This window comes from Microbacterium testaceum (assembly GCF_003075375.1).
GTDB classification, from domain to species: Bacteria; Actinomycetota; Actinomycetes; order Actinomycetales; family Microbacteriaceae; genus Microbacterium; species Microbacterium testaceum_E.
Genome location: NZ_QDFT01000031.1, coordinates 15567 through 38687, shown reverse-complemented (window position 1 = coordinate 38687; position 23121 = coordinate 15567). Strand labels below are relative to the sequence as shown.

The 23121-nt window shown below is 72.1% G+C and carries 17 protein-coding genes and 1 pseudogene; 14 read left to right on the top strand and 4 right to left on the bottom strand.

Annotated features, from left to right (window positions below):
* Nucleotides 1-578 (top strand): annotated as a pseudogene (locus DC432_RS16455) (ExeM/NucH family extracellular endonuclease); the annotation flags it as partial.
* A 140-nt stretch (nt 579-718) separates the two neighbouring features.
* Here DC432_RS16455 and katG read toward each other — a convergent pair.
* Nucleotides 719-3031, bottom strand: coding sequence for a catalase/peroxidase HPI (gene katG, locus DC432_RS12055; protein ID WP_116538105.1), 2313 nt, complete (start codon nt 3029-3031; stop codon nt 719-721).
* 426 nt (nt 3032-3457) lie between these two features.
* On the opposite strand from katG, the gene DC432_RS12050 reads away from it, so the two are divergent.
* From DC432_RS12050 to DC432_RS12030, 5 genes are all read left to right on the top strand, one after another.
* Nucleotides 3458-5110, top strand: a complete 1653-nt coding sequence (locus tag DC432_RS12050) for an alpha-amylase family protein (protein WP_116538104.1) — start codon at nt 3458-3460, stop codon at nt 5108-5110.
* Nucleotides 5111-5353: 243 nt separating this feature from the next.
* Entirely contained in the window at nt 5354-5998 is a 645-nt protein-coding gene (locus DC432_RS12045; protein WP_207770815.1) for a helix-turn-helix domain-containing protein, read from the top strand.
* Between the two features lie 20 nt (nt 5999-6018).
* Entirely contained in the window at nt 6019-6480 is a 462-nt protein-coding gene (locus DC432_RS12040) for a hypothetical protein (protein ID WP_116538102.1), read from the top strand.
* Nucleotides 6477-7391, top strand: coding sequence for a hypothetical protein (locus DC432_RS12035; protein WP_116538101.1), 915 nt, complete (start codon nt 6477-6479; stop codon nt 7389-7391). The genes DC432_RS12040 and DC432_RS12035 overlap by 4 nt, the downstream gene beginning before the upstream one ends.
* Nucleotides 7388-8515: an alpha/beta hydrolase gene (locus tag DC432_RS12030; RefSeq protein WP_116538100.1), complete on the top strand. Its 1128-nt coding sequence runs from the start codon at nt 7388-7390 to the stop codon at nt 8513-8515. Before DC432_RS12035 ends, DC432_RS12030 begins: the two co-directional genes overlap by 4 nt.
* Before the next feature lie 36 nt (nt 8516-8551).
* Here DC432_RS12030 and DC432_RS12025 read toward each other — a convergent pair whose 3' ends face one another.
* On the bottom strand, nt 8552-9799 hold the full coding sequence (locus tag DC432_RS12025) for a D-arabinono-1,4-lactone oxidase (RefSeq protein ID WP_116538099.1): 1248 nt from the start codon (nt 9797-9799) through the stop codon (nt 8552-8554).
* Between the two features lie 68 nt (nt 9800-9867).
* Nucleotides 9868-11028, bottom strand: coding sequence for an ROK family transcriptional regulator (locus DC432_RS12020; protein WP_116538098.1), 1161 nt, complete (start codon nt 11026-11028; stop codon nt 9868-9870).
* Between the two features lie 84 nt (nt 11029-11112).
* Between DC432_RS12020 and DC432_RS12015 the strand changes: the two genes are divergently transcribed.
* The 8 genes from DC432_RS12015 (at nt 11113) to araA (ending at nt 21038) form a co-directional block, all read left to right on the top strand.
* On the top strand, nt 11113-11598 hold the full coding sequence (locus tag DC432_RS12015; protein ID WP_116538097.1) for a glutathione peroxidase: 486 nt from the start codon (nt 11113-11115) through the stop codon (nt 11596-11598).
* Nucleotides 11599-11847: 249 nt separating this feature from the next.
* Nucleotides 11848-12744 (top strand): esterase/lipase family protein, encoded by an 897-nt coding sequence (locus tag DC432_RS12010; protein ID WP_116538096.1) that lies wholly within the window; start codon nt 11848-11850, stop codon nt 12742-12744.
* 101 nt (nt 12745-12845) lie between these two features.
* Nucleotides 12846-14033, top strand: a complete 1188-nt coding sequence (gene xylA / locus DC432_RS12005; RefSeq protein WP_116538095.1) for a xylose isomerase — start codon at nt 12846-12848, stop codon at nt 14031-14033.
* Nucleotides 14034-14193: 160 nt separating this feature from the next.
* Nucleotides 14194-15585, top strand: a complete 1392-nt coding sequence (xylB, locus tag DC432_RS12000; protein WP_116538094.1) for a xylulokinase — start codon at nt 14194-14196, stop codon at nt 15583-15585.
* A 223-nt stretch (nt 15586-15808) separates the two neighbouring features.
* Nucleotides 15809-16777 carry a LacI family DNA-binding transcriptional regulator gene (locus DC432_RS11995; RefSeq protein ID WP_116538093.1) on the top strand — a complete coding sequence of 323 codons (969 nt, stop codon included), beginning with the start codon at nt 15809-15811 and terminating at the stop codon, nt 16775-16777.
* Between the two features lie 441 nt (nt 16778-17218).
* Nucleotides 17219-17935 carry an L-ribulose-5-phosphate 4-epimerase gene (locus DC432_RS11985; RefSeq protein ID WP_116538092.1) on the top strand — a complete coding sequence of 239 codons (717 nt, stop codon included), beginning with the start codon at nt 17219-17221 and terminating at the stop codon, nt 17933-17935.
* Nucleotides 17932-19503, top strand: coding sequence for a xylulokinase (locus DC432_RS11980; RefSeq protein WP_116538091.1), 1572 nt, complete (start codon nt 17932-17934; stop codon nt 19501-19503). The genes DC432_RS11985 and DC432_RS11980 overlap by 4 nt, the downstream gene beginning before the upstream one ends.
* A 23-nt stretch (nt 19504-19526) precedes the next feature.
* Nucleotides 19527-21038, top strand: a complete 1512-nt coding sequence (araA, locus tag DC432_RS11975; RefSeq protein WP_108317745.1) for an L-arabinose isomerase — start codon at nt 19527-19529, stop codon at nt 21036-21038.
* A gap of 434 nt (nt 21039-21472) precedes the next feature.
* Here the strand turns inward: araA and DC432_RS11970 are convergent, their stop codons facing one another.
* Nucleotides 21473-23116 (bottom strand): deoxyguanosinetriphosphate triphosphohydrolase family protein, encoded by a 1644-nt coding sequence (locus DC432_RS11970; protein ID WP_243393115.1) that lies wholly within the window; start codon nt 23114-23116, stop codon nt 21473-21475.
* Nucleotides 23117-23121: the final 5 nt, after the last annotated feature.

Genomic DNA, 23121 nt, shown 5'->3' with positions numbered 1-23121 from the left:
CGGCATCGCCGACCGCGTCGCCGACGGCGTCGCCGACCGCGTCGCCGACCGCCTCGCCGGAGCCCACGGTGGCCCCGACGGGCCAGCCCACGGCGTCGCCGGAACCCACGACGGCCCCGACCGGTCAGCCCACCTCGTCGCCGAGCCCCTCGGCATCCGCGTCCGCCACTCCCGTCGCGAACGCGGCGGCGGGCACCACGGCCACGGTCAGCTCCTCGCGTGTCGAGCGCGGCGGGTCGTTCACCGCGACGGTGACGGGGGTCAAGCCCGGTGAGCAGCTCGCGGCGACGCTGAACAGCCAGCCGCTCGTGATCACGGGCATTCCGAAGGCCGACGATCGCGGTTCGGTGACGTTCCGTGTGAATGTGCCGGCGGACTTCGCGCTCGGCACTCACACGCTGGTGATCGTGCGCGACGACGGTCGGACGTTCGCGTCGATCCCCGTGCAGGTGGTCGCTCCGGGTGCGCTCGCCGCGACCGGTGCGGACCTTCCCTGGGGCCTGGGGATCGGTGCGCTGCTCATGGTGGCCGCCGGTGCGGCCCTGACGATCGGCCAACGCCGTACCCGGGTGAACTGACCTCACCCCGCGCGGGTCCTCGTCCCTCGGGACGGGGGCCCGCGTGCGTCTCCGGTACTCCGGACGCACGGAACCGTCGGCGAAGACGAACGTCGCCCCCTCTCCGAGACGAGAGGGGGCGACGATGAGGGCGGCGCGGGTCAGGCGGCCATCGCTCCGTAGCGCTTGTGACCCTTGACGTCGTAGCGGTCCAGCATCATGACCTTCGACCAGACCTGGACGAAGTCGCGGACGAACCTCTCCTGCCCGTCGGCGCCCGCGTAGGCGTCGGCGATCGAGCGGAGCTGCGCGTTCGAGCCGAACACCAGGTCGTTGCGCGAGGCCCGCCAGCGCGCTTCGCCGGTCGCCTGGACGCGGCCGGTGAAGGTCGATGCGGTGTCGTCGTCCTTGGTCCAGACCAGGTCGGTGTCGGTCAGGTTCACGAAGAAATCCGTCGTGAGGACACCGACGCGATCGGTGAACACACCCCGGTCGGACCCGTCCCAGTTCGCGCCGAGGACGCGGAGCCCCGCCGTGAGGACGGCCCACTCGGGCGCGGTCAGCGTGAACAGGTTCGCCTTGTCGAGGAACGCCGCCTCGGGTGCGACACCGGGGGCGAACTGCTCGAAGCGCTCGGACACGAAGTTGCGGAAGCCGTCGGCGACGGGGCGCAGCCACTCGAACATCTCGATGTCGGTGAGCTCCTGGGTGGTGTCGACACGGCCCGGCGTGAACGGGACATCGGCGTCGGAGCCCGCCGCCCGTGCCGCCCGCTCGACCGCGGCCGTGCCGGCGAGGACGATGAGATCCGCGAGCGAGACCTGTCGTCCGTCCGATGATGCGGCGAAGTCCGACTGCACGGTCCGCAGCGCGTCGATCACCGGGATGGTGCGGCGGTTGATCGCCCAGTCCTTCTGCGGCGAGAGGGCGAGACGTCCGCCGTTCGCGCCACCTCGCTTGTCGCTGTCGCGGTAGGTGGACGCGGCGGAGAAGGCCGTGTAGACGAGGTCGGACACGGACAGCCCCGTCTCGAGGACGGCCTTCTTGAGGGCCGCCACGTCGTTGTCGTCGAGCACGGTCCCGTCCGCATCGGGGAGCGGATCCTGCCACAGCAGGTCGTCGGAGATCGTGACCTCAGCGCCGAGATACCGGTGCTTGGGCCCCATGTCGCGGTGCGTGAGCTTGTACCAGGCCTTCGAGAACGCCAGCGTGAACAGGTCGAAGTCGGCCAGGAAGCGCTCGCAGACGGCGCGGTACTCCGGGTCGACCTTGAGCGCGATGTCCGAGGTCATCATCATCAGCGGGTTCATCTGACCCGGGACGTGCGCGTCGGGGGTCTTCGGCGCGTCCGGGTCGGTGGGCGTCCACTGCAGGGCGCCGGCAGGACTCTTCGTCTGCTCCCAGTCGTACGCGAACAGGTTCTCGAGATAGGCGTTGTCCCACTGGATCGGGTTCGGGGTCCAGCTGCCCTCGATGCCGTTGGTCGAGGTGTTCTCGGCGTTGCCGCTGCCGACCGGGTTGTGCCAGCCGAGACCCATCGACTCGATCGGCGCGAGCTCGGGCGACGGGCCGATCTGGGACGCGGGCACCTGACCGTGGCTCTTTCCGAACGCGTGACCGCCGGCGATGAGGGCGACGGTCTCTTCGTCGTTCATCGCCATGCGCGTGAAGGTGATGCGGATGTCCCGCGCCGAGCCCATCGGGTCGCCGTTGGCGTACGGCCCCTCGGGGTTGACGTAGATCAGGGCCTGGTGGGAGGCGGCCAGCGGGCTCTGCAGGTCGTAATCCGCGTCGCCGTTCCGACCGTGCCAGCGTTCGTCCCGGCTGACCATCTCGTCGGGGCTCTCGACCTTGTGCGGGTTCCAGACCTCGGGGCCCCACCAGGTGCCGTCGTCGGGCTCCCAGGCGTCGAGTCGTCCTCCCGCGAAGCCGTACGTCGGCAGACCCATCAGCTCGAGCGAGCAGTTTCCGGTCAGGACCATCAGATCGGCCCACGACAGCGCGTTCCCGTACTTGTGCTTGATCGGCTGCAGCAGGCGACGGGACTTGTCGGTGTTGCCGTTGTCCCACCAGCTGCCGATCGGAGCGAACCGCTGCATCGCGGTCCCCGCCCCGCCACGTCCGTCGGCGATGCGGTACGTGCCGGCGGCGTGCCACGCCATGCGGATCATCTGAGGACCGTAGTTGCCGTAGTCCGCCGGCCACCAGTCGACCGAGGTGGTCAGCAGTTCCTTGATGTCCGCCTTGAGCGCCTCGAGGTCGATCGTGGCGAACGCCGCCGCGTAGTCGAAATCGGCGCCCAGCGGGTCGGCGGCGACGCCGTTGCGGTGCAGCAGCTCGACCTTCAACCGCTGCGGGTACCACCCGTCCAGGCTCGGTGCCTGGCCGAAGGTGCCGCCGAGGTGATCACCGCCGGCCGGAAGGCTACCGGCCATGTGGTAGCTGCAGGTGTTGGTCTTGTCATCCGGGCTCATGGGGGCTCCTTCTGGTGTCCAGTGGGGGAGAGCGACTTCACCGAGGTCTATCGCCATGATCGAGACGGTGAAACTGCGCGAATGGGCCCACAGTAAGCAGCCACCGGCTGGCGCGCTACGGCAGAGAAGGAATCCCCGTCGCGGCGTCGGTTGGCGTATATTGCGGCCCCGGCCCCGGCCCCGGCCCCGGCCCCGGCCCCGGCCCCGGCGTGGTCGCGCCGCACGGAGCGCGGCTCCGGCACTCTCGCGGATCCCGGTCCGGGACCGGGGACGCACATCGTCCGCACCGGGGCAAGAGCAACCGTCGGTGCGGTCGGACGCGATAGGAACGACAGGGACAGACGCCACCGCTCCCGAGAAGAGGGCTCCGATGACGACCTCCCCGCACACCGTGCTCCGCACCGACGACCGGACGGGGGTGGCATCGTGAGGCTCACCGACACCAGCGACCTGTGGTGGAAGACCGCCGTCTTCTACAACCTCGACGTCAAGACCTACCTGGATGCCGACGACGACGGTGTCGGAGACCTGCGCGGTCTCGCCCAGCGGCTCGACCACCTCGCCGAGCTCGGCGTCACGTGCCTCTGGCTCGCGCCCTTCTACCCCTCTCCGCAGCGCGACAACGGCTACGACATCGAGGACTATTACGGCGTCGACCCGCGCTACGGATCGCTCGGCGACATGGTCGAGGTGCTGCGCACCGCGCACGACCGCGGGATGCGGGTGATCGTGGACCTCGTCGTGAACCACACCTCGGACCGGCATCCCTGGTTCCGAGAGGCGCGCAAGAGCCCCGACAACCGCTACCGGCACTTCTACCAGTGGCGCGACGAGGTGCCCGAGGACGCCCCCGCGAGCATGTTCCCCGACGTCGAGGACGGCGTCTGGTTCTTCGACGAGACCGCCGGGCAGTTCTACAAGCACTCCTTCTACCGTCACCAGCCCGACCTGGCCACCGACCACCCCGAGGTGCGCGAAGAGATCGCCAAGGTCATCGGGTTCTGGCTCGAGCTCGGCATCGACGGTTTCCGCGTGGATGCCGTGCCCCACCTCATCGACGGAGACGACGGTCCCGAACACGACTTCCTGCGCGCCCTGCGGGGGTACGTCTCGCGTCGCAGCGGCCACGCGATGATGCTCGGCGAGGTCAACCTGCCGTACGACGAGCAGATGCGCTTCTTCGGCGACGCCGACGGCGACGAGTTGACCATGCAGTTCGACTTCGTCGCCAATCAGCGCCTGTACCTGGCTCTCGCCCGGCACGACGCCTCTCCGCTGCGCGACGCGCTGCTGTCGCGGCCCGAGATCGCCCGCGGCAACCAGTGGGGCAATTTCGTGCGCAACCACGACGAGCTCACCCTCGACCAGCTCAGCGCGGACGAGCGCGACGAGGTCTTCGCCGCATTCGCCCCCGAGGAGGGGCAGCGCATCCACGGGCGCGGCATCACCCGCCGCCTGCCGTCGATGCTCGACGGCGACCCCCGGCGCGTCCGCATGGTCTACAGCCTGATGTTCTCTCTGCCCGGAGCTCCGGTGCTGTACTACGGCGAAGAGATCGGCATGGGCGAGAATCCGTCGATCTCGGGCAGTCGCGCGGCCGTGCGCACGCCGATGCAGTGGACCGCGGACGCCGACGCGGGATTCTCGGCTGCGGACGAGCTCGTCGCCGACGTGGTTCCGGGCGGCTTCGGACCCGAGCACGTCAGCGTCGCACAGCAGCGCCGCGACCCCGACTCGATGCTGCGCTTCGTCCAGAACCTCGTGCGCCACTACCGGGCGTCGCCCGAGATCGGCTGGGGGGAGCTCGGCATCCTGGATCAACCGCACCCGTGCGTCCTGGCCCACTCGGTCACGAGCGAGCTGGGGATGCTCGTCGCGGTCCACAACTTCGCCCCGGACGGGCGCACCTTCCGGCTGCGCATCGAGGGGGCGGATGCCGAGGGCTGGCGTCTCGTCGATCTGCTCGACGACGCGCCGGGCGGCGAGGCGTTCGACGGCGACGGGTTCGACGTCACCCTCGACGGCTACGGCCACCGGTGGTGGCGCGTGCTGCGACCGGGGGAGCGGCGCATCGCCTGAGGCGGTCATCGCGTGGTGAGCCGGGACCGCCGGCCCCGGACCGAAGAGGGCGGGCACGGCACCCCCCAATGGTGTCGTGCCCGCCGCCGGTGCGGTCGGCCGACCACGACCGGCTTGCGCGGGCGGAGCGTCCCCCACGGCCACTCCGCCCGCTGCTCGACCATCCAAGCACAGCACTCCGTAAATAGCACCCGGTGGTGGATCGTAATTACGACCATCACCCCGGTCGCTTAGGATCGGAGAGTGGGTCGAGGCGCAGTCGGACCACCCTCGCGGTACTCCCGCCGAGTGGTGGCGAACGTGGATCGCCTGCGGCGGGCGAAAGGGCTCACCGTCGGCGAGCTGCTCAGTCGCGCCGGGATGACCAAGAGCTACTACCAGTCGCGCGCCGGTCTCTCGCTGCCGTACAACACCAACGATCTCGAGGCCCTCGCCACCGCCCTGGGCGTCACGCCCGAAGAGGTCGCGAGCCCCGAGTCCGCGAGTCGCGTCGGGATGCGCGTGCCCGCGCGTCCTCTCGCCGAGCGGGTCCGTCGTCTCGTGGCGAGCCAGGGTGCGGCCGACGGCGATCTGCTCGACCACCTCGCGGGCATCGACCCGGCCCTCGCCGACAGCGCCCGTGCGCTGCTGTCGGCTGAGACGAACACCGTCGTGCTGGACGAAGAGGTGCTGCGCCTGATCGCGCACTGGGCCGACGTCCCCGGCGAATACCTCATCGACTACACCGACGAGGCCGTGACCGATCGCACCGAGGCCGAACTCGAGCTGCGGGATGCCATGCGCGCGGCGGGGGCGAGCGCCGTGCACTTCCGTGCGCTCGGGCAGATGTCGCCCGATGCGCTGCGGGCGATCGCCCGCTCACTGCGCGGCGGACCGCCCGCCACCTGATCGATCGACGGGAAACGGTTGTGACCGAGACGCAAGAGGCGATGGCGCGCGTGCGCGCCCGCGTCGACCGCGCGGTCGCTCGGGCGCACCTCGTCCCCGGGATGACCTTCGCCGAGGTCGTCGGCGCGGTCGAGGGGGCTCTCGGCATCCGTCTGCGGGTCGTCGCCGAACCCGACACGTCCGGATGGGGCACGCTGACGGGATTCCTGACGTTCTTCCCGGGTCGTCGCGAGGGGAGCATCCACGTCCGTGCCGCGGATGCGCCGGTGTACCGCGAGTTCGCCGCCTCGCACGAACTGGGACACCTGCTCGACGACGCCCACTGCGCCGGGGCGTTCTGGGAGCGCTCCTCGGTCCCCCCGCACGACGACCCCCGCCTCACCTCGCCCGAGGCCGAGGCCGAGCTGGTCGCCGAGCACATCGCCCACCGTATCGCGGGGCTGCGCTACGCGGGCCCCCGGGTCGCCGAGGAATCCTGGTGACCGTCGTCCTGATCGACGTCGCGCTGGCGGCCCTGCTGCTGGTGGTCATCGCCCGCGCGCGCACCGCGGTGCGTCAGCCGCGGACCCGTATCGCCTGGCTCGCCGCACTGGTCGGGGCCGTGGCGCTGCTGACGCAGGGAACGGTCGTCCCCCTGCCGCTGATGGACGGCCTGCTGGGCGGGACCAACATCCTCAAACTCGTCCAGAACGTCCTGACGATGGTGGCGCTGTGGCTCGGCATCCAGGCCGGGACGGCGCCCCTGACCGCTCGGGTGCGGACGCTGCGGTGGGGCCTTCCGGCGTCGCTCGCCGCGATGTTCGCCGCGGTCTTCTTCGTCGCGTTGCCCGAGCGAGGGACGTCGTCGTTCCGCTTCATCGAGGATGCCGTCGTCACCTCGACTGGAGCGTGGGTGTACGGCGTCGTGCACATGGCCGGGATCGCGGGACTGGGCGTGCTGCTGTGCACCTCGGCGAGTCGTTCCCTGCCGGGGGTGCGCCCGTGGTTCCGCGCCGGAGCGATCGGCATCGTGCTGGGCTGCGTGAGCGAGATCGTCGACCTCACCCTCACCCGCTTCTTCGCCCCGAACGCGGTCGTCAGCGCCCTCTTCGACCCCCTCTTCTACCTGGGCGTCCTCGCCTTCGTCATCGGCATCCTGCGCTCCTCGCGGGTGTCGACGCTCATCCGTCGCCGGGGCGAGACCCTGCTCGATGACCTGCGCACGGTCGCCCGCACGCGCGGCGTCGCCGAGGCGGCCGCGGGCGGCGGGACGGACGGGCGCCTGCACGCACTGAGGGTCGCGGTCGAGGACCGCGCGATCGCCACCTCGACGCCGCTCGACGCCGGCGAACGGGGACTGCTCGACGCCGTCGACCTCCACCTGACCCGCGACCTCCCGGGAGTCCGCCCATGATCCGTTCCCTCACCGTCGGTGCCGCCGCCACCGGTGCCGTCGCCCTGGCCGCCCATGCGGCCCTCGGCGGGTACGTCGCGCGCCGCCTGATCGCCCCCCGCGCGGCGAAGAGCTACGCCCCGATCCGCATCGGGGACGGCACCGTCTCGGTCGCCGCCACCGCCGACAGCCGGCAGCCGGGGACGTACGGCATGTGGCTTCCGGACGGCTCCCACCTCGTGATCGGCGACATCGTCGGCGACGAGGGCGAGCGGATCGAACGCGCGCTGCTCACGCGCCCCGCCCACCTTGCCGACGGCGAGGCCGCGGGCGCCTGGACCTCGCAGAGCATCGGCACCCCCGAGTCCGTCGGACCGACCCGGCACGTCGCGATCCCGCTCACCCGCGGAGGCACCGCCGACGCGTGGGAGATCGGAGACGCGGATGCCGCCGACGGGCGCTGGACCATCCACGTGCACGGTCTGCGCTCGAGCCGCCACGGCGCTCTGCGCTCGACCCCCGCTGCCGCGGACGCCGGGTGGATGTCGCTCGTCGTGTCGTACGCCGGCGACGACGAGGCCGCTCCCGCCGAGTCGCTGCCGTCCTCTCTGGGGACGCGCGAGTGGCGCGATGTGGACGACGCGATCGGCTACGCGGTGTCACGGGGCGCTCGGGAGATCGTGCTGGTGGCGTGGTCGATGGGCGGGACGATCGCGATGCTCGCGCTCGAGCGCTCCGTCCACCGCGAGGCCGTCGCGGGGCTCGTGCTCATCGCGCCGGCCCTGGACTGGACCCGTATCGTCGACCGCGCGATCCGGGGCGCGCGGCTGCCCGCCTCGGTCGGTGCGGCGGCGCTCGCGGTGCTCGGCAGCCGCCTCGGCTCCCGCGCGCTGGGGCTCATCGAGGCGGTGGACGCCCGCGCCCTGAACTGGGTGGACGGGCCGCGTCCGGCGCCGGCGGTGCCGACGCTGATCGTGCACAGCCTGCGCGACCCGGTCGTCCCGGTGAGCGGGTCGATGGCGTACGTGAAGCGGCATCCGGATGCCGAGCTCGTCGCCTTCGACGCGAGCGGCCACTGCAACGAGGCGAACCAGGATCCGCGTCGCTTCCACGACGCGATCACGGGCTTCCTGCGCGCGCTCTGAGGGCGTGGCGCTCCGCCCCCGTCGCGGACGGCCGGGTTACGGGCCCAGCACCCCGCGCAGGTAGGTGTTGCGGAACACGCCGCGCGGGTCGGCCTGGCGCACGACGTCCTTGAACTCCTGCGCGCGCGGCAGCGTCGCCCGCACACGATCACCGGGCATCGTGTACGCCTTGCCCCAGTGCGGGCGCGCGTCGAACGGCGCGAGCGCGGCCTCGATGTGCGGCAGCACCGACAGCACGCCGTCGGTGTCGTTGCGCCAGGTGAAGTGGATCGCGAGGACGTCGCGGCGGTACGCCGGGCTGAGCCACAGCTCGTCGGCGGCGACGGTGCGCAGCTCGGTGACCAGCAGCTGCGCGTCGAAGGACGGCGCGACGGCCCGCACGGCCGCGAGGGCCTCGGCGGCGTGCGCCAGGGGCACGAAGTACTCGGACTGGATCTCGTCGCCGTCACTGGGCAGCGCGTCGGCGCGGAAGTGCGGCAGCCGCGTGTGCCACGGCCCCGAGCTGCCGCGCGGGGTGGTGTTGTCGACCGTGCGGATGCGGCCGAGGTGGATGTCGTCGCCCACCGGTCGACCGCCCAGCTCTTCGACCCAGCCGGTCGTCCCCGTGTCGCTCTTTGCCCAGACCAGGTCGTGGGCCGGGTCGCCCCACGTGGTGAAGATGCTCACGCTGCGCGCGCCGCCCAGGACCGCGATCGGGTCGGCGGCGATGTCGTCCCACGCCACGCCGGTGTAGGCCTGCTGGGTGACGGCGTAGGTGGGCTCGGTGCGCAGCTCGACGGCCGTGATCACGCCGAGGGCCCCCAGGCTGAGGGCTGCCGCCGGGAATCGCGGGTCGTCGTGGTCGATGCGGTGCGTGGTGCCGTCGGCATCCACGATCTCGACCGCGGTCAGCGCGCTCGACAGATTGCCGTTGGTCACCCCCGAACCGTGGGTGCCGGTCGCCGTGGCGCCGGTGACGGAGATGTGCGGGAGCGAGCCGAGGTTGTGCAGCGCCCGGCCCTCGGCCTCGAGCACCGGGGCGAGCTCGGCGAAGGTCACGAGTCCCTCGACGCGCACGCGGTCGCCGTCGATCGCGATGCGCGTGGGCATGCGCTCGAGCGACACGAGGGTGCCCTCGCTGTCGGCGATGTCGTTGAACGTGTGGCGCGTGGCCTGCACGCGCAGCAGATCGGCGGAGGCCACGACCTCGGCGAGCTCGTCGGCGTCGGCCGGGAGCAGCACCTCGGGGGCGCGGTAGCGGTGGTTGCCCGACCAGGTGGTACCGGCCGCTCGGGTGTCGATCATGGAGGCTCCTCGCGTCGTCGCCCCTCCATCCTGCCCCGGACCGCCGACACCGGGGTCGATGGCGCAGGTCAGCGCGTGGGGAACAGCGTCGCGTCGAACACCGTCTCGGCGGCGCCCACGAGCAGTCTGTCCTCGCCGAGATCGGCCGTGGCCAGCGTCAAGCCCTCGGCGCACGCGGGCATGGTCTGCGCGCGCACCTGCGCGTCCAGCCCCGCCAGGTCGAGCTCGGCGAGGGTCGCGAGGAAACCGCCCAGCACGATGACCGCGGGGTTCAGCACGTTCGCGGCGTTGGCGAGGGCGGTGGCGAGGATGCGGCGCTGCCGGGCGATCTCGGCGCGGGCCGCCGCATCGGCGTCGCCCGCCAGGGCCTCGGCCAGGGCCGCGTCGTCGCCGGAACCCCGGCCCACGGCCGCCAGCAGCAGCGCGCGACTCACTTCGTCCTCGAGGACGCCGTCGGCGGCGCGGCGATCGGAGGGGTCGACGATGCCGGGCCGGTTCTGTCCGAACTCGCCCGCGTACCCCCCGGCTCCGCCGAGGGGAACACCGCCCACGATGACCGCTCCACCGATGCCGCTCGCTCCGCCGTTGAGGTAGACGACGTCGTCGACGCCGCGCGCGGCCCCGAACAGGTGCTCGGCCAGGGCGCCGAGCGCCGCGTCGTTGGCGACGTGGGTCGCCAGGCCCGTGGCATCCGTCACCATCCGTGCCAGAGGCGCGTCGGCCCATCCCAGGTGCGGGGCCTCTCGCACCAGGCCGTCGGCGGCGCGGACGGGGCCCGGGACGGCCACGCCGATCCCGACGACGCGCGCATCGCGGAGGGGGCCGTCGCGCCAGGCGGTGACGCGGTCGGCGATGAGCGCGGCGGTGCGTTCCGGGGTGAGCAGCTCGTGCTGGTCGAGGCGCTCGCGCACCACGATCGTGCCGTCGAACGCCACGGCGCCCAGGTCGAGGGCATCGACCTCGGGGTTGGCCGCGACCGCGACCACCCGCGGGTCGGGCTGCACGATCGGCGACGGTCGCCCGACCCGGCCCTGCGCCGCGGACGCCGTCTCGACGACCAGGCCGGATCGCTGCAGCTCGCCCACGAGATCGGCGATCGTCGAGCGGTTCAGTCCCGTCGCCTCGGTGAGCGCCGCGCGCGAACGCGGACCCGCCCGATGCACGGTGCGCAGCACGAGGGCCAGGTTGGCGCGGCGCATGCCGTCGCCCCGACTGCCCGCGGTGACCATCCGACCACTGTGCCACGCCGCGTGTGCGGAATGCGGCGCCCGACTCCCACCCCGGCCACAACCGGGCGGTGCCAGGATCGGATCATGGATCTCTCCGGTATCCCCATCACGACCATCCGCGGCGAAGAGACGACGTTCGGCGACCTGACCGCGGGCAAGGCGGCGCTCGTGGTCAACGTCGCCTCGCGATGCGGCTTGGCTCCGCAGTACGAGGCGCTCGAGGCGCTGCACAAGAAATACGCCGATCGCGGCTTCACCGTCATCGGCTTCCCCAGCAACCAGTTCCTGCAGGAGCTCAGCGACGAGGACAAGATCGCCGAGTACTGCTCCGCGACCTGGGGGGTGACCTTCCCGATGTCCGAGAAGGTCAAGATCAACGGCCGTCACGCCCACCCGCTGTACAAAGAGCTGACCTCGACCCCGGATGCCGAGGGCAAGACCGGCCGCATCTCGTGGAACTTCGAGAAGTTCGTCGTCTCGCCCGACGGCCGGGTGACGCGGTTCAGCCCGCGGACCCTGCCCGACGCCCCCGAGGTCGTCGCCGCGATCGAGGACGCCCTCCCGCGCTGAGCGCCCCGCCCCCGGCCCCGCCCTCCGGTCCCGCCCTCCGGCCCCGCCCCCGGCCCGCGGCCCACGGCGCTCCGGCCCGGGCCCAGGCCCAGGCCCCGCCCCGGCTGGTTGAGTGTCCAGGGCACGCCGAAACGGGCGGGGGCGACGCGGCGCGTCGTGGACACTCGACGGGGTGGGGGCGACGTGGTCGGGCGGTGTCGGGGGACTGCCCTATCCTGACCGGGATCCGACCTCCGAAGGAGCCCGCCCATGGCCGATGCCGTCGTCCTCGTCTCCGGTGGCGCCGCCGTCACCCCGTTCACCGATTCCGACCGCGCGGCCGCCTCGGGCCTGGCGGCCGGCAACACCATGACGGCGCTGCGCGAGCACCTGCGCACGGCGGGGGTTCCCGTCTTCACCGCCCCGGCCCGCATCGGGGTCGGCACGGTCGAGAGGGATGCCGGGTGGCAGGGCTTCGACGACGTTCCCGTCGTGCTGCCCGCCGAGGTCACGATCAACGCGGTCGGGTCGATCGACGTCGCCGGCGTCGCGCTCGCCGCCTTTCTGCGGTGGCTGTCGTCCGCGCACGGGCTCTCGAGCGTCGACCTGGTCGGGCACTCGATGGGCGGGCTGTTCTCGCGCGCCGCGATCCGCGAGCTCGCCGGTGACGGTCCGCGCGTCGAGCGGCTGGTGACCCTCGGCACGCCCTGGGACGGCTCGGTGCTGGGCGACCTGGTCGACGACGAGATCTCCGAGGCGGACGCCCACGGCGACCCGGCGACCTTGCAGATCTTCGCCGAGGCGCGGCCCTACGCGGCGGCGAACTCGCAGGGGGCCGCGGCCGAGGTGTCGCGACGCTACCTGCGCGCGTGGAACGACCGGCAGGCGGGCGTTCTCGACGGCATCCCGGTCACCGCGATCGGCGCGGGGTACTTCGCCGCGGCGACAGAGCCGGCGCAGCTGTGGCCGCACGACGGTCTGGTCTCGCTCACCAGCGGTCGCGCCGATCACGTGCCCGCCGCGGTGCTGCCGCGGGTGACGCGGCACTCGTTCCCCGACCACGTGCACAGCATCTTCTTCACCGATGCGTTCGGTCTGCCACGCGAGCGCGCGCTGACGTGGGACCCCGCGGTGTTCGCGGTGGTGGATGCCGCGCTCTCGCGCTGACGCGGGGGTGGACGCGGCGGCATCCGGGGTATATGTTGTGAAAACCAACAAACCCGACGGTGCGCTCCCGCGCACTCGTGCGTCCATGCGAAGGAGCAGGAATGCCCACCCCCACCCGCGATGACAAGTTCTCGTTCGGACTCTGGACCGTCGGATACAACGGCACCGACCCGTTCGGCGGCCCCACCCGCCAGCCCCTCGACGTCGTGCACGTCGTCGAGAAGCTCGCCGAGCTCGGTGCCTACGGCCTGACCTTCCACGACGACGACCTGTTCGCCTTCGGCTCGACCGATGCCGAGCGTCAGACGCAGATCGACCGCCTCAAGGGCGCGATGAAGGACACCGGCATCATCACGCCGATGGTCACCACGAACCTCTTCTCGGCCCCCGTCTTCAAGGACGGCGGTTTCACCTCGAACGACCGCCAGGTGCGTCGCTTCGCTCTGCGCAAGGTGCTGCGCAACCTCGACCTCGCCGCTGAGCTGGGAGCTCAGACCTTCGTCATGTGGGGCGGCCGCGAGGGTGCCGAGTACGACTCGGCCAAGGACGTCCGTCAGGCGCTGGAGCGCTACCGCGAGGCCGTCAACCTGCTCGGCGACTACGTCACCGACAAGGGTTACGACATCCGCTTCGCGATCGAGCCCAAGCCCAACGAGCCCCGCGGCGACATCCTGCTGCCGACGCTCGGTCACGCGATCGCCTTCATCGACTCGCTCGAGCGCCCCGAGCTCGTGGGTCTGAACCCCGAGGTCGGCCACGAGCAGATGGCCGGTCTGAACTTCGCCGCCGGAATCGCCCAGGCGCTGTACCACGGCAAGCTCTTCCACATCGACCTCAACGGTCAGCGCGGCATCAAGTACGACCAGGACCTCGTGTTCGGTCACGGCGACCTGCACAACGCCTTCGCGCTGGTCGACCTGCTCGAGAACGGCGGCCCCGGCGGCGTCCCCGCCTACGACGGCCCCCGCCACTTCGACTACAAGCCCTCGCGCACCGAGGACGAGACGGGCGTCTGGGACTCCGTCTCGGCCAACATGAACACCTACCTGCTGCTCAAGGAGCGCGCCGCGGCCTTTCGCGCCGACCCCGAGGTGCAGGAGGCCCTTGAGGCCGCCAAGGTGCTCGAGCTGGCCCAGCCGACGCTGAACGAGGGCGAGAGCTACGACGACCTGCTCGCCGACCGCTCGGCCTACGAGGACTTCGACACCGACGCGTACCTCGGCGGCAAGGGCTTCGGGTTCGTCCGTCTGCAGCAGCTCGCGACCGAGCACCTGCTCGGCGCCCGCTGAGTCTCCCGGGGCCCGGATGCCACGGCATCCGGGCCCCTCCTATCCCCCCCACCCCCCCGTCGAGTGTCCAGAACACGCCGCATCGTCGCCGCGCGAGACGGCGTGTCGTGGACACTGAACGGGATGCCGCGACGGCGCGGCGACAACAGGAGGAGTGAGCATGGCGCTCGTCATGGGAATCGATTCGTCGACGCAGTCGTGCAAGGTCGTCGTCGTCGACGCCGACAGCGGGCGCGTGGTGCGCGAGGGGCGCGCGTCGCACCCCGCCGGGACCTCGGTCGACCCCGAGGCGTGGTGGAGAGCGCTCCAGGATGCCATCGTCCAGGCCGGCGGACTGGACGACGTCGCGGCGGTGTCGATCGCCGGTCAGCAGCACGGCATGGTCGTGCTGGACGCCGAGGGCGCCGTCATCCGCGATGCCCTGCTGTGGAACGACACCCGCTCGGCGTCGGCGGCGCGTGACCTCATCGCCGAGGTCGGCGCCGAGGCGTACGCCGCGCGCACGGGCGCCGTGCCGGTCGCGTCGTTCACGGGCACCAAGCTGCGGTGGCTGCGGGATGCCGAGCCGGCCCACGCCGCCCGCGTCGCGGCGGTCGCGCTGCCGCACGACTGGCTCACCTGGCGGCTGCGCGGATTCGGGCCGGGCAACGCCGTCTTCGACGAACTCGTCACGGACCGATCGGATGCCTCGGGCACCGCGTACTGGGGGGCCGACGGCTACGACCTCGACCTGTTCCGCCGCGCGCTCGGCCACGACGCGACGCTGCCGCGCGTCCTCGGGCCGTGGGAGAGCGCCGGCACCCTGCCCGGTGGCGCCCACGTCGGGCCGGGTGCGGGCGACAACGCCGGCGCGGCGCTGGGCCTGGGGGCGGGCCCGGGTGACGTCGTGGTGTCGCTGGGCACATCCGGCACGGTGTTCGCGGTCGCCGAGGCCCCCACGGCCGACACCACCGGCACCGTCGCCGGTTTCGCCGACGCGACCGGGCGCTTCCTGCCGCTGGTCGCGACGTTGAACGCGGCCCGCGTCCTGGACGCCGTGGCGAGGCTGCTGGGCGTTTCGCACGAGGAGCTCGGCGCGCTCGCGCTGGAGGCGGAGCCTGGCGCGGGCGGCGTCGTGCTCGTGCCGTGGTTCGAGGGAGAGCGCACCCCCAACCTGCCGGACGCGAAAGCCTCGCTGACCGGTTTGACCCTGGCATCCACCACTCGGGAGAACCTCGCCCGCGCGGCGATCGAGGGCATGCTCAGCGGCCTGGCGGTCGGCCTCGAGGCCATCCAGGCGCAAGGGGTGGAGGTCCGGCGCATCCTGCTGATCGGTGGGGCGGCGGCGAACGAGGGGGTCGCGCGGATCGCCGCGCAGGTGTTCGACGCCGAGATCGTCGTGCCCGCGGCGGGGGAGTACGTCGCCCTCGGTGCGGCGCGACAGGCGGCCGGAGTCCTCGCCGGGGGGCCGGTCGACTGGACGGTCGCCACCACGCGGGCCGTCGACCCCGACCATCGCCCCGCGGTCCGCGCGGAATACGACCGGGTGGCGGCGCTGCGCGCACGGGAATGAGGGGCGGTCGCGACGCGAAAGCGCAGGCCGCGGCGCGCAGGACGCTCATCCTCCGCGAGAGCAACCCTCTGGTTCGGCCCCATGAGGGTGGGCCAGAGTAGAGACAGGCCCGTCGACGTCTTGTAAGGGGGGCGTCGACGGGCTCTTCTCGGGAGCGGTCCCAGGCCTCGCGCCCGCTCGCGTGTGCGTTGGCCGGTCGCGCGCGCCGCTACTGTGAGTCACCATGAGCGGCGACAACGGCGGCAGGCGCATCGGCGTGCGCGACGTCGCGGCCGCCGCGGGGGTGTCGACGCAGACCGTCTCGCGGGTGCTGAACGACTACCCGGGCATCCGCGACGCCACACGCGAGCGGGTGCTCGACGCCGTCGCCGCCCTCGACTACCGCGTCAACAACGCCGCCCGCGCTCTCGGCACGAGCCTGACGCGCACCGTGGGGGTGGTGGCATCCGATGCCGTCCTGCACGGCCCGGCCGCCGGGATCGCCGCCCTCGAACGCGCCGCGCGGGCCCGGGGACGGTGGATCTCGACCGCCTACACCGACTCCGACGACCCCGCCGACATCGACGCCGCCGTCCAGCACCTGCTCGACCAGGGCGTCGACGGCATCGTCCTTGTCGCTGCTCACGGCGCGACCCCCCTCGAGGGGTACGCGGTGCCCATCGTGCCGCTCTACGGCGAATCCGGGACCCGCCAGCGCGAGGCGGCCGCGCTCGCCGTGGACCATCTGGCCGACCTCGGACACCGCCGCATCGTCGAGCTCGCCGGCCCCGCCGACTGGCGCGAAGCGCTCGCGCGCACGGCCGGGGTCGCGGATGCGGTCGATCGTCGCAGGCTCACGCGGGAGGGTCGGGTAGAGGGGGACTGGAGCGCCGGTTCCGGTGCGGCCGTCGCCGATACGGTCGCCGCGCACGTGCGCGCCGGTGCCACCGCGGTGGCGGTCGCCAACGATCAGATGGCTCTCGGGCTGATGGCCGGGCTCGCCGCCCGCGGGCTCGCGGTTCCGGCCGACGTCTCGGTCGCCGGCTTCGATGACAACCCGGATGCCGCCTTCTACACGCCCGCGCTCACCACGGTGCGCCTCGACGTGGAGGGCGAAGCGGCGGAGGCCGTCGCCCGGGTGCTGGGCGACGAGCCGACGGCTCCCGCGCCGCCGGTGCTGGTGCCGCGCGCCTCGACCGCAACCCCGCGCTGACGGGCGAGGAGCGGCGGATCGCCGGTGGCGGGCGAAACGCCCGAGATGCCGTATCGAGCGCAGGCGCACGATCGGAAGCTCGGGGCGCTCGGCGGCGACGGCAGGGAGGCGTTCCCGGTACGTCCCCCGTGTGGAGATCGACCAGCGGACGATGTGCTCGGGATCGGTGAAGAACGTGTGGAGCGGCGGCTCGACGTTTCCGTTCGCGATCTCAGGAGCCCGGCCCGGTCGGCTGCCGGGTCGTGGCATCCGATACACGGGTTTCGGGGCGGATCCCTGCGTTCGGGGCGTTCATCACACGCCCCGAACGCATGATCGCGCCCCAAACCCCGGAGACACTCGCCCTCAGGAACCCACCTCTCGCGAATGCGCGATGTTACCGGTAACATTGCGACGCGAGGGCGCCGCGCCCCACCCCGAACCACGTCGAAGGAGACACGCGTGTCCGATGCCGCCACGTTCGCGCCCGAGGTGCAGGAGGCGATCGACGCCGTCCGCGCCGACGTCGCGAAACTGCACGCCGAGCTCGTGCGCTACAACCTCATCGTCTGGACGGGCGGCAACGTCTCGGGCCGCGTCCCCGGCGCCGACCTGTTCGTGATCAAGCCCTCCGGCGTCTCGTACGACGACCTCGCGCCCGAGAACATGATCCTCTGCGACCTCGACGGCAACGCCATCCCCGGCGCCCCCGGCAGCGAGCGCAGCCCCTCGAGCGATACCGCCGCCCACGCCTACGTCTACCGCAACATGCCCGAGGTCGGGGGCGTCGTGCACACGCACTCCACCTACGGCGTCGCGTGGGCCGCCCGGGGAGAAGAGATCCCCTGCGTCATCACCGCGATGGCGGACGAGTTCGGCGGGCCCATCCCGGTCGGTCCGTTCGCGATCATCGGCGACGACTCGATCGGTCGCGGCATCGTCGAGACCCTGCGCGGTCACCGCTCGCGCGGCGTCATCATGCAGAACCACGGCCCCTTCACCATCGGATCGAGCGCGAAGGACGCCGTCAAGGCCGCCATCATGCTCGAGGACGTCGCGCGCACGGTGCACATCGCGCGCGAGGCGGGCCCGCTCATCCCCATCCCGCAGGACAAGATCGACGCCCTCTACGAGCGCTACCAGAACGTCTACGGACAGAGCACGGACGACCGTCGATGAACGCGCACATCACCGAAGGCCGGGCGAGCCTCGGCATCGAGCTCGGCTCGACCCGCATCAAGGCGTGCCTCATCGGCCCCGACGCCGAGGTGCTGGCCACCGGCTCCCACGAGTGGGAGAACGTCTACGCCGACAAGCTGTGGACCTATTCGCTGGATGCCGTCTGGTCGGGCCTGCAAGCGGCCTACGCCGAGCTGGTCCACAACGTCCGTCAGCAGTACGGCGTCACCCCCGAGCGCTACGCCGCGATGGGCGTCTCGGCGATGATGCACGGCTACCTCGCGTTCGACGCCGACGGAGAGCTGCTCGCCCCCTTCCGCACGTGGCGCAACACCAACACGGGCGTCGCCGCGGCCGAGCTCACCGAGCTGCTCGGCGTGAACATCCCGCTGCGCTGGTCGATCGCGCACCTGCATCAGGCCGTCGTCGATGCCGAGCCCCACGTCCCCGAGATCCGCTTCCTCACCACCCTCGCCGGGTACGTGCACTGGAAGCTCACCGGCGAGAAGGTCCTGGGTGTGGGCGACGCGTCGGGCATGTTCCCCATCGACTCCGCCACCCGCGACTACGACGCCGAGCTCGTCGCGCGCTACGACGAGCTGGCCGCCGGTCGCGTCCCCGCGCTGAAGGACCTGCTGCCGCAGTCGCTCGTCGCGGGTGCGTCGGCCGGTGCGCTCACCGTCGAGGGTGCGCAGCTGCTGGATCCGAGTGGAACCCTGCGCCCCGGCATCCCCTTCGCTCCCCCCGAGGGCGACGCCGGCACCGGGATGGTCGCGACCGGCGCCGTCGCGCCCCGTACGGGCAACGTCAGCGCGGGCACGAGCATCTTCGCGATGGTGGTGCTCGAACGGCCGCTCGCGCAGGTGCACCACGAACTCGACCTGGTCACGACGCCCTCGGGCGACGCGGTGGCGATGGTGCACTGCAACAACGGCGCGAGCGAGCTCGCCGCGTGGGCCAACATGTTCACCGCGTTCGCCGCGGCCGCGGGTACTCCAGTGACCCCGGATGCCACCTACGCGGCGCTCTTCTCGGCCGCCCTCGAGGGAGAGACCGACGCCGGCGGGCTGCTGGCGTACAACCACCTGGCCGGCGAGCCCATCGCGGGTCTCGACGAGGGACGCCCCCTCGTCGTCCGTACGCCCGACAGCCGCCTGACGCTGCCGAACTTCATGCGCGCGCAGCTCTACGGCGTCTTCGGCACGCTCGCCCTGGGCATGGACGTCCTGCACGGCGAGGGCGTGGAGCTCGACAAGATGTACGCCCACGGCGGCATGTTCCGCACGGCCGGCGTCGCCCAGCGCTTCCTCGCCGCGGCGCTCGACGCGCCCGTCGCGGTCGCCGAGACGGCGTCCGAGGGCGGGGCCTGGGGCATCGCGGTGCTCGCGGCCTACGTCGCCGACGGCCAGGGCCGCGACCTCGACACCTACCTGCGCGAGGCGGTCTTCGCCGACGCGCCGATCGTCACGGCCGAGCCCGAACCGGCCGACGTGGCCGGCTTCTCGGCCTACCTCGACCGCTACCGGGCCGGTCTCGCCGTCGAGGCCGCCGCCGTGGCATCCCTCTGAAGATTTCTCACAAAGGAAACGTTATGACCCGCACTCCCCTCAAGAACGACCTCGACGGCTACGAGGTCTGGTTCGTCACCGGTAGCCAGAACCTCTACGGCGAAGAGACGCTGAAACAGGTCGCCGAGCAGTCGCAGGCCGTCGTCGAGGGCCTGAACGGCCTGCCCGTGAAGGTCGTCTGGAAGCCCGTGCTGAAGGACTCCGACAGCATCCGCCGCATGGCCCTCGAGGTCAACGGTCGCGACGACGTCATCGGTGTGATCGCGTGGATGCACACCTTCAGCCCCGCGAAGATGTGGATCTCGGGGCTCGACGCCCTGCAGAAGCCGCTGCTGCACCTGCACACGCAGGCCAACGTCGAGCTGCCGTGGAACGACATCGACTTCGACTTCATGAACCTCAACCAGGCCGCGCACGGCGACCGCGAGTTCGGATACATCCAGACGCGGCTGGGCGTTTCGCGCAAGACCGTCGTCGGCCACGTGTCGAACCCCGCCGTGCGTCAGCAGATCGAGGACTGGCAGCGCGCCGCCGCCGGCTGGACCGCCGCGCGCACCCTCAAGCTCGCCCGCTTCGGCGACAACATGCGCTACGTCGCCGTCACCGAGGGCGACAAGACCGAGGCCGAGCTGCGTTTCGGCGTCCAGGTCAATACGTGGGGCGTCAACGAGCTGGTCGAGGCCGTCGAGAAGGCATCGGATGCCGACATCGACGCCCTCGTGCAGGAGTACGTCGACAGCTACGACGTCGTCGACGAACTGCTCCCCGGTGGGGCGCGTCACCAGTCGCTGCGCGACGGCGCGGCGATCGAGCTGGGCCTGCGCTCGTTCCTCGAGGAGGGCGGCTTCGGCGCCTTCACCACCTCGTTCGAGGACCTCGGCGCGCTGAAGCAGCTGCCCGGCCTCGCGGTGCAGCGCCTCATGGCCGAGGGCTACGGCTTCGGCGCCGAGGGCGACTGGAAGACCGCCATCCTCGTGCGCGTCGCCAACGTCATGGGTGCGGGCCTGCCCGGCGGCGCCTCGCTCATGGAGGACTACACCTACGATCTGGTTCCCGGCAACGAGCGCATCCTCGGCGCCCACATGCTCGAGGTCTCGCCGTCGCTGACCACGAAGAAGCCGCGCCTCGAGATCCACGAGCTCGGCATCGGCGGCAAGGACGACCCCGTGCGACTGGTGTTCACGGCCGACGCGGGCCCCGCCCTCGTCGTCGCGATGAGCGACATGCGCGACCGCTTCCGCCTGGTGGCCAACGTCGTCGAGAACGTCGACGCCCCCGACCTGCCGAAGCTGCCCGTGGGTCGCGCGGTGTGGAAGCCCGCTCCCGACTTCGCGACCTCGGCCGGCTGCTGGCTCGCCGCCGGCGCCGCCCACCACACCGTCATGACGACGGCCGTGGGCATCGAGGTGTTCCGCGACTTCGCCGAGATCGCCAAGACCGAGCTCGTCGTGATCGACGACGAGACCACGGTCCGCGGTTTCCAGAGCGAGCTGCGCTGGAACCAGGCGTACTACCGCCTGGCCCAGGGCCTGTAAGACCCCCGCCGCCCCGGGAGCGCGAAGCCCCGGGGCGGTGCGGCACTCGCGCGTCCTGTTCGCTCGGGACGTGCGCCGCGCGTCGACATCGACGCACGGATCGTGCCCCGGGACCCCCGCAGCGGTGGGCTGCGCGGGTCCCGGGGCACTTCTTCGTTCCGGGGCGGCGGCGGGGGAGTGGCGTCATCGGTCAACGACCTCATGGCGACCGCCGCCGCGACCCTCGTCCCACTTATGGGGGTGTGTGTCCCACTTCTTGTCGGTTCGAAGGTGTCGGGGCCGCCAAAAGTGGGACATGGATGCCGGGCCGGCCGCGGGCGCTGACCAGGCCGCCAAAGGCGGGACATGGATGCCACGCCCACCGCGGCCTCGAACAGTCGAGGCGTCGCCTCAGCGGCCTCCGCTCACCCGCCCGTCGCACACGACCGTCTCGGTCACAGCCGCTGCCCCAGCGCCCACAGTCGGTCGGCGCGGCCCGAGATGGCCTCGGACAGGGCGAACGCCTGCGCGTCGGTGAGCGAGGCGACGTAGTCGACGATGCCGCGCGCCCGCGCGAGCCGCTCGACATCGGCGGGGCGGCGGTCCGCGGGCAGGGCGGCGTACTGCTCGTGCGCGAGCGCGATCAGCTCGCGCAGGCGGCGGGGCGTGCGCGCACGGTCGAGGTCGTCGTCGAGCCACTCGCCGAGGGCCCGCACCGACCGCGCGAGGATACGACTCATGCCGCGCTGCTGGATCGCCAGATCGGGTCGGCTGAGCACGAAGCGCTTGTGCACGAACTTCAGCACCTCGACGTGGTGCCAGGCCGACGCCGAGAGCACGACGGGACCGGCGCGCGGGGTGTCGAGCGGACGCAACCGGGCCGACTCCTGGAACCGGCGGATCCACCGGTCGGTGAAGGCGGCGAGGCGGCGCTCGGCCGTGAGCGAGCCGTCGAAGGGCCGGGCCAGCAGGTCGGTGACCATCTCGGCATCCACATCGCTGACGGCGGCGAGGAAGGCCTCGTCGTCGGCGATCCAGGGGTCGTCACGGCGCATCTTGCGGCGCAGGCGTTCCAGGCCCGCGCCGGGGGCGAGCTCGGCGCGCACCTCGGCGTCGTCGCGCGAGCGCCACTCCAGCACGTCGTCGAGCCACCCGCGGAACTCCGCCGCGATGGGGGCGTGATCCAGGATGCCGGCGCGGTAGAAGTCGTCGACGTCGTGCACCGAGTACGCGATGTCGTCGGCCAGGTCCATCACGGCGCCCTCGATGCTCTGGCGGAGGGGGTCGGCATCCACTCCCCGGCGGGCCTCGTCGAGATCCGCGAGGTCGATGTCGTAGGCGGAGTACTTGTGCACGCGGTAGGTGCCGTCGGGGGAGGGACGGATGCCGCGGGGCGGGCCGATCCGCTCGACCTCGTCGTGCGACACGGACGGGGCCCAGGGGTACTTCGCCGAGGCCGCGCGCACCGCGGCGGTGAGGTTGAGTCCGCGCGGGGCGGTCTCGATCACGTCGAGGGCGGTGAGGATCCGGTAGGTCTGGGCGTTGCCCTCGAAGCCGTCGGGCAGGCCCAGCTCGTCGCGGGCCAGGCGGTTCAGCGTCGACTCGCCGAGGTGCCCGAACGGCGGGTGGCCGAGGTCGTGCGCGTAGGCGGCGGCCTCGACGACCGTGGCGTTGCACACGTCGCCCTCACCCGCGCGGCGCGAGCGGGTGTTCAGCTGCAGCGCGACGACGCGGGCGATCGCGCTGACCTTGAGCGTGTGGGTGAGGCGGTTGTGCACGGGGGCGCCGCTGATCGACGGCGACACGACCTGCGTGACGGCCGACAGGCGCGAGAAGTACGGCGAGAACTGGATGCGCTCGAGGTCGATCGACCAGGGATCGTGCTCGTCGTCGCGGTCGACGAAGATCCGGGATGCCGTGTTGCCGACGACCGTGCCGCGCTCCGCCCGCGCGTGCGCGGCGGGACCGGACGCGGGGGCACCCGGCGCGGCGGGACCGGGCACGGGGGCACCCGGCGCGGCGGGACCGGACGCGGCGGACGCCGGCGCGTCGACGCGGGCGTCGGCCGTCGGGGGAGCGGTCTCGTCGTGCAGGGTCATCGGGT

Coding starts and splice junctions, on each gene's coding strand:
- katG (WP_116538105.1), bottom strand. CDS start 3,031: ATGAGCCCGGATGACAAGACCAACACCTGCAGCTACCACATGGCCGGT.
- DC432_RS12030 (WP_116538100.1), top strand. CDS start 7,388: ATGATCCGTTCCCTCACCGTCGGTGCCGCCGCCACCGGTGCCGTCGCC.
- DC432_RS12025 (WP_116538099.1), bottom strand. CDS start 9,799: ATGATCGACACCCGAGCGGCCGGTACCACCTGGTCGGGCAACCACCGC.
- DC432_RS12020 (WP_116538098.1), bottom strand. CDS start 11,028: ATGGTCACCGCGGGCAGTCGGGGCGACGGCATGCGCCGCGCCAACCTG.
- DC432_RS12015 (WP_116538097.1), top strand. CDS start 11,113: ATGGATCTCTCCGGTATCCCCATCACGACCATCCGCGGCGAAGAGACG.
- DC432_RS12010 (WP_116538096.1), top strand. CDS start 11,848: ATGGCCGATGCCGTCGTCCTCGTCTCCGGTGGCGCCGCCGTCACCCCG.
- xylA (WP_116538095.1), top strand. CDS start 12,846: ATGCCCACCCCCACCCGCGATGACAAGTTCTCGTTCGGACTCTGGACC.
- xylB (WP_116538094.1), top strand. CDS start 14,194: ATGGCGCTCGTCATGGGAATCGATTCGTCGACGCAGTCGTGCAAGGTC.
- DC432_RS11995 (WP_116538093.1), top strand. CDS start 15,809: ATGAGCGGCGACAACGGCGGCAGGCGCATCGGCGTGCGCGACGTCGCG.
- DC432_RS11980 (WP_116538091.1), top strand. CDS start 17,932: ATGAACGCGCACATCACCGAAGGCCGGGCGAGCCTCGGCATCGAGCTC.
- araA (WP_108317745.1), top strand. CDS start 19,527: ATGACCCGCACTCCCCTCAAGAACGACCTCGACGGCTACGAGGTCTGG.
- DC432_RS11970 (WP_243393115.1), bottom strand. CDS start 23,116: ATGACCCTGCACGACGAGACCGCTCCCCCGACGGCCGACGCCCGCGTC.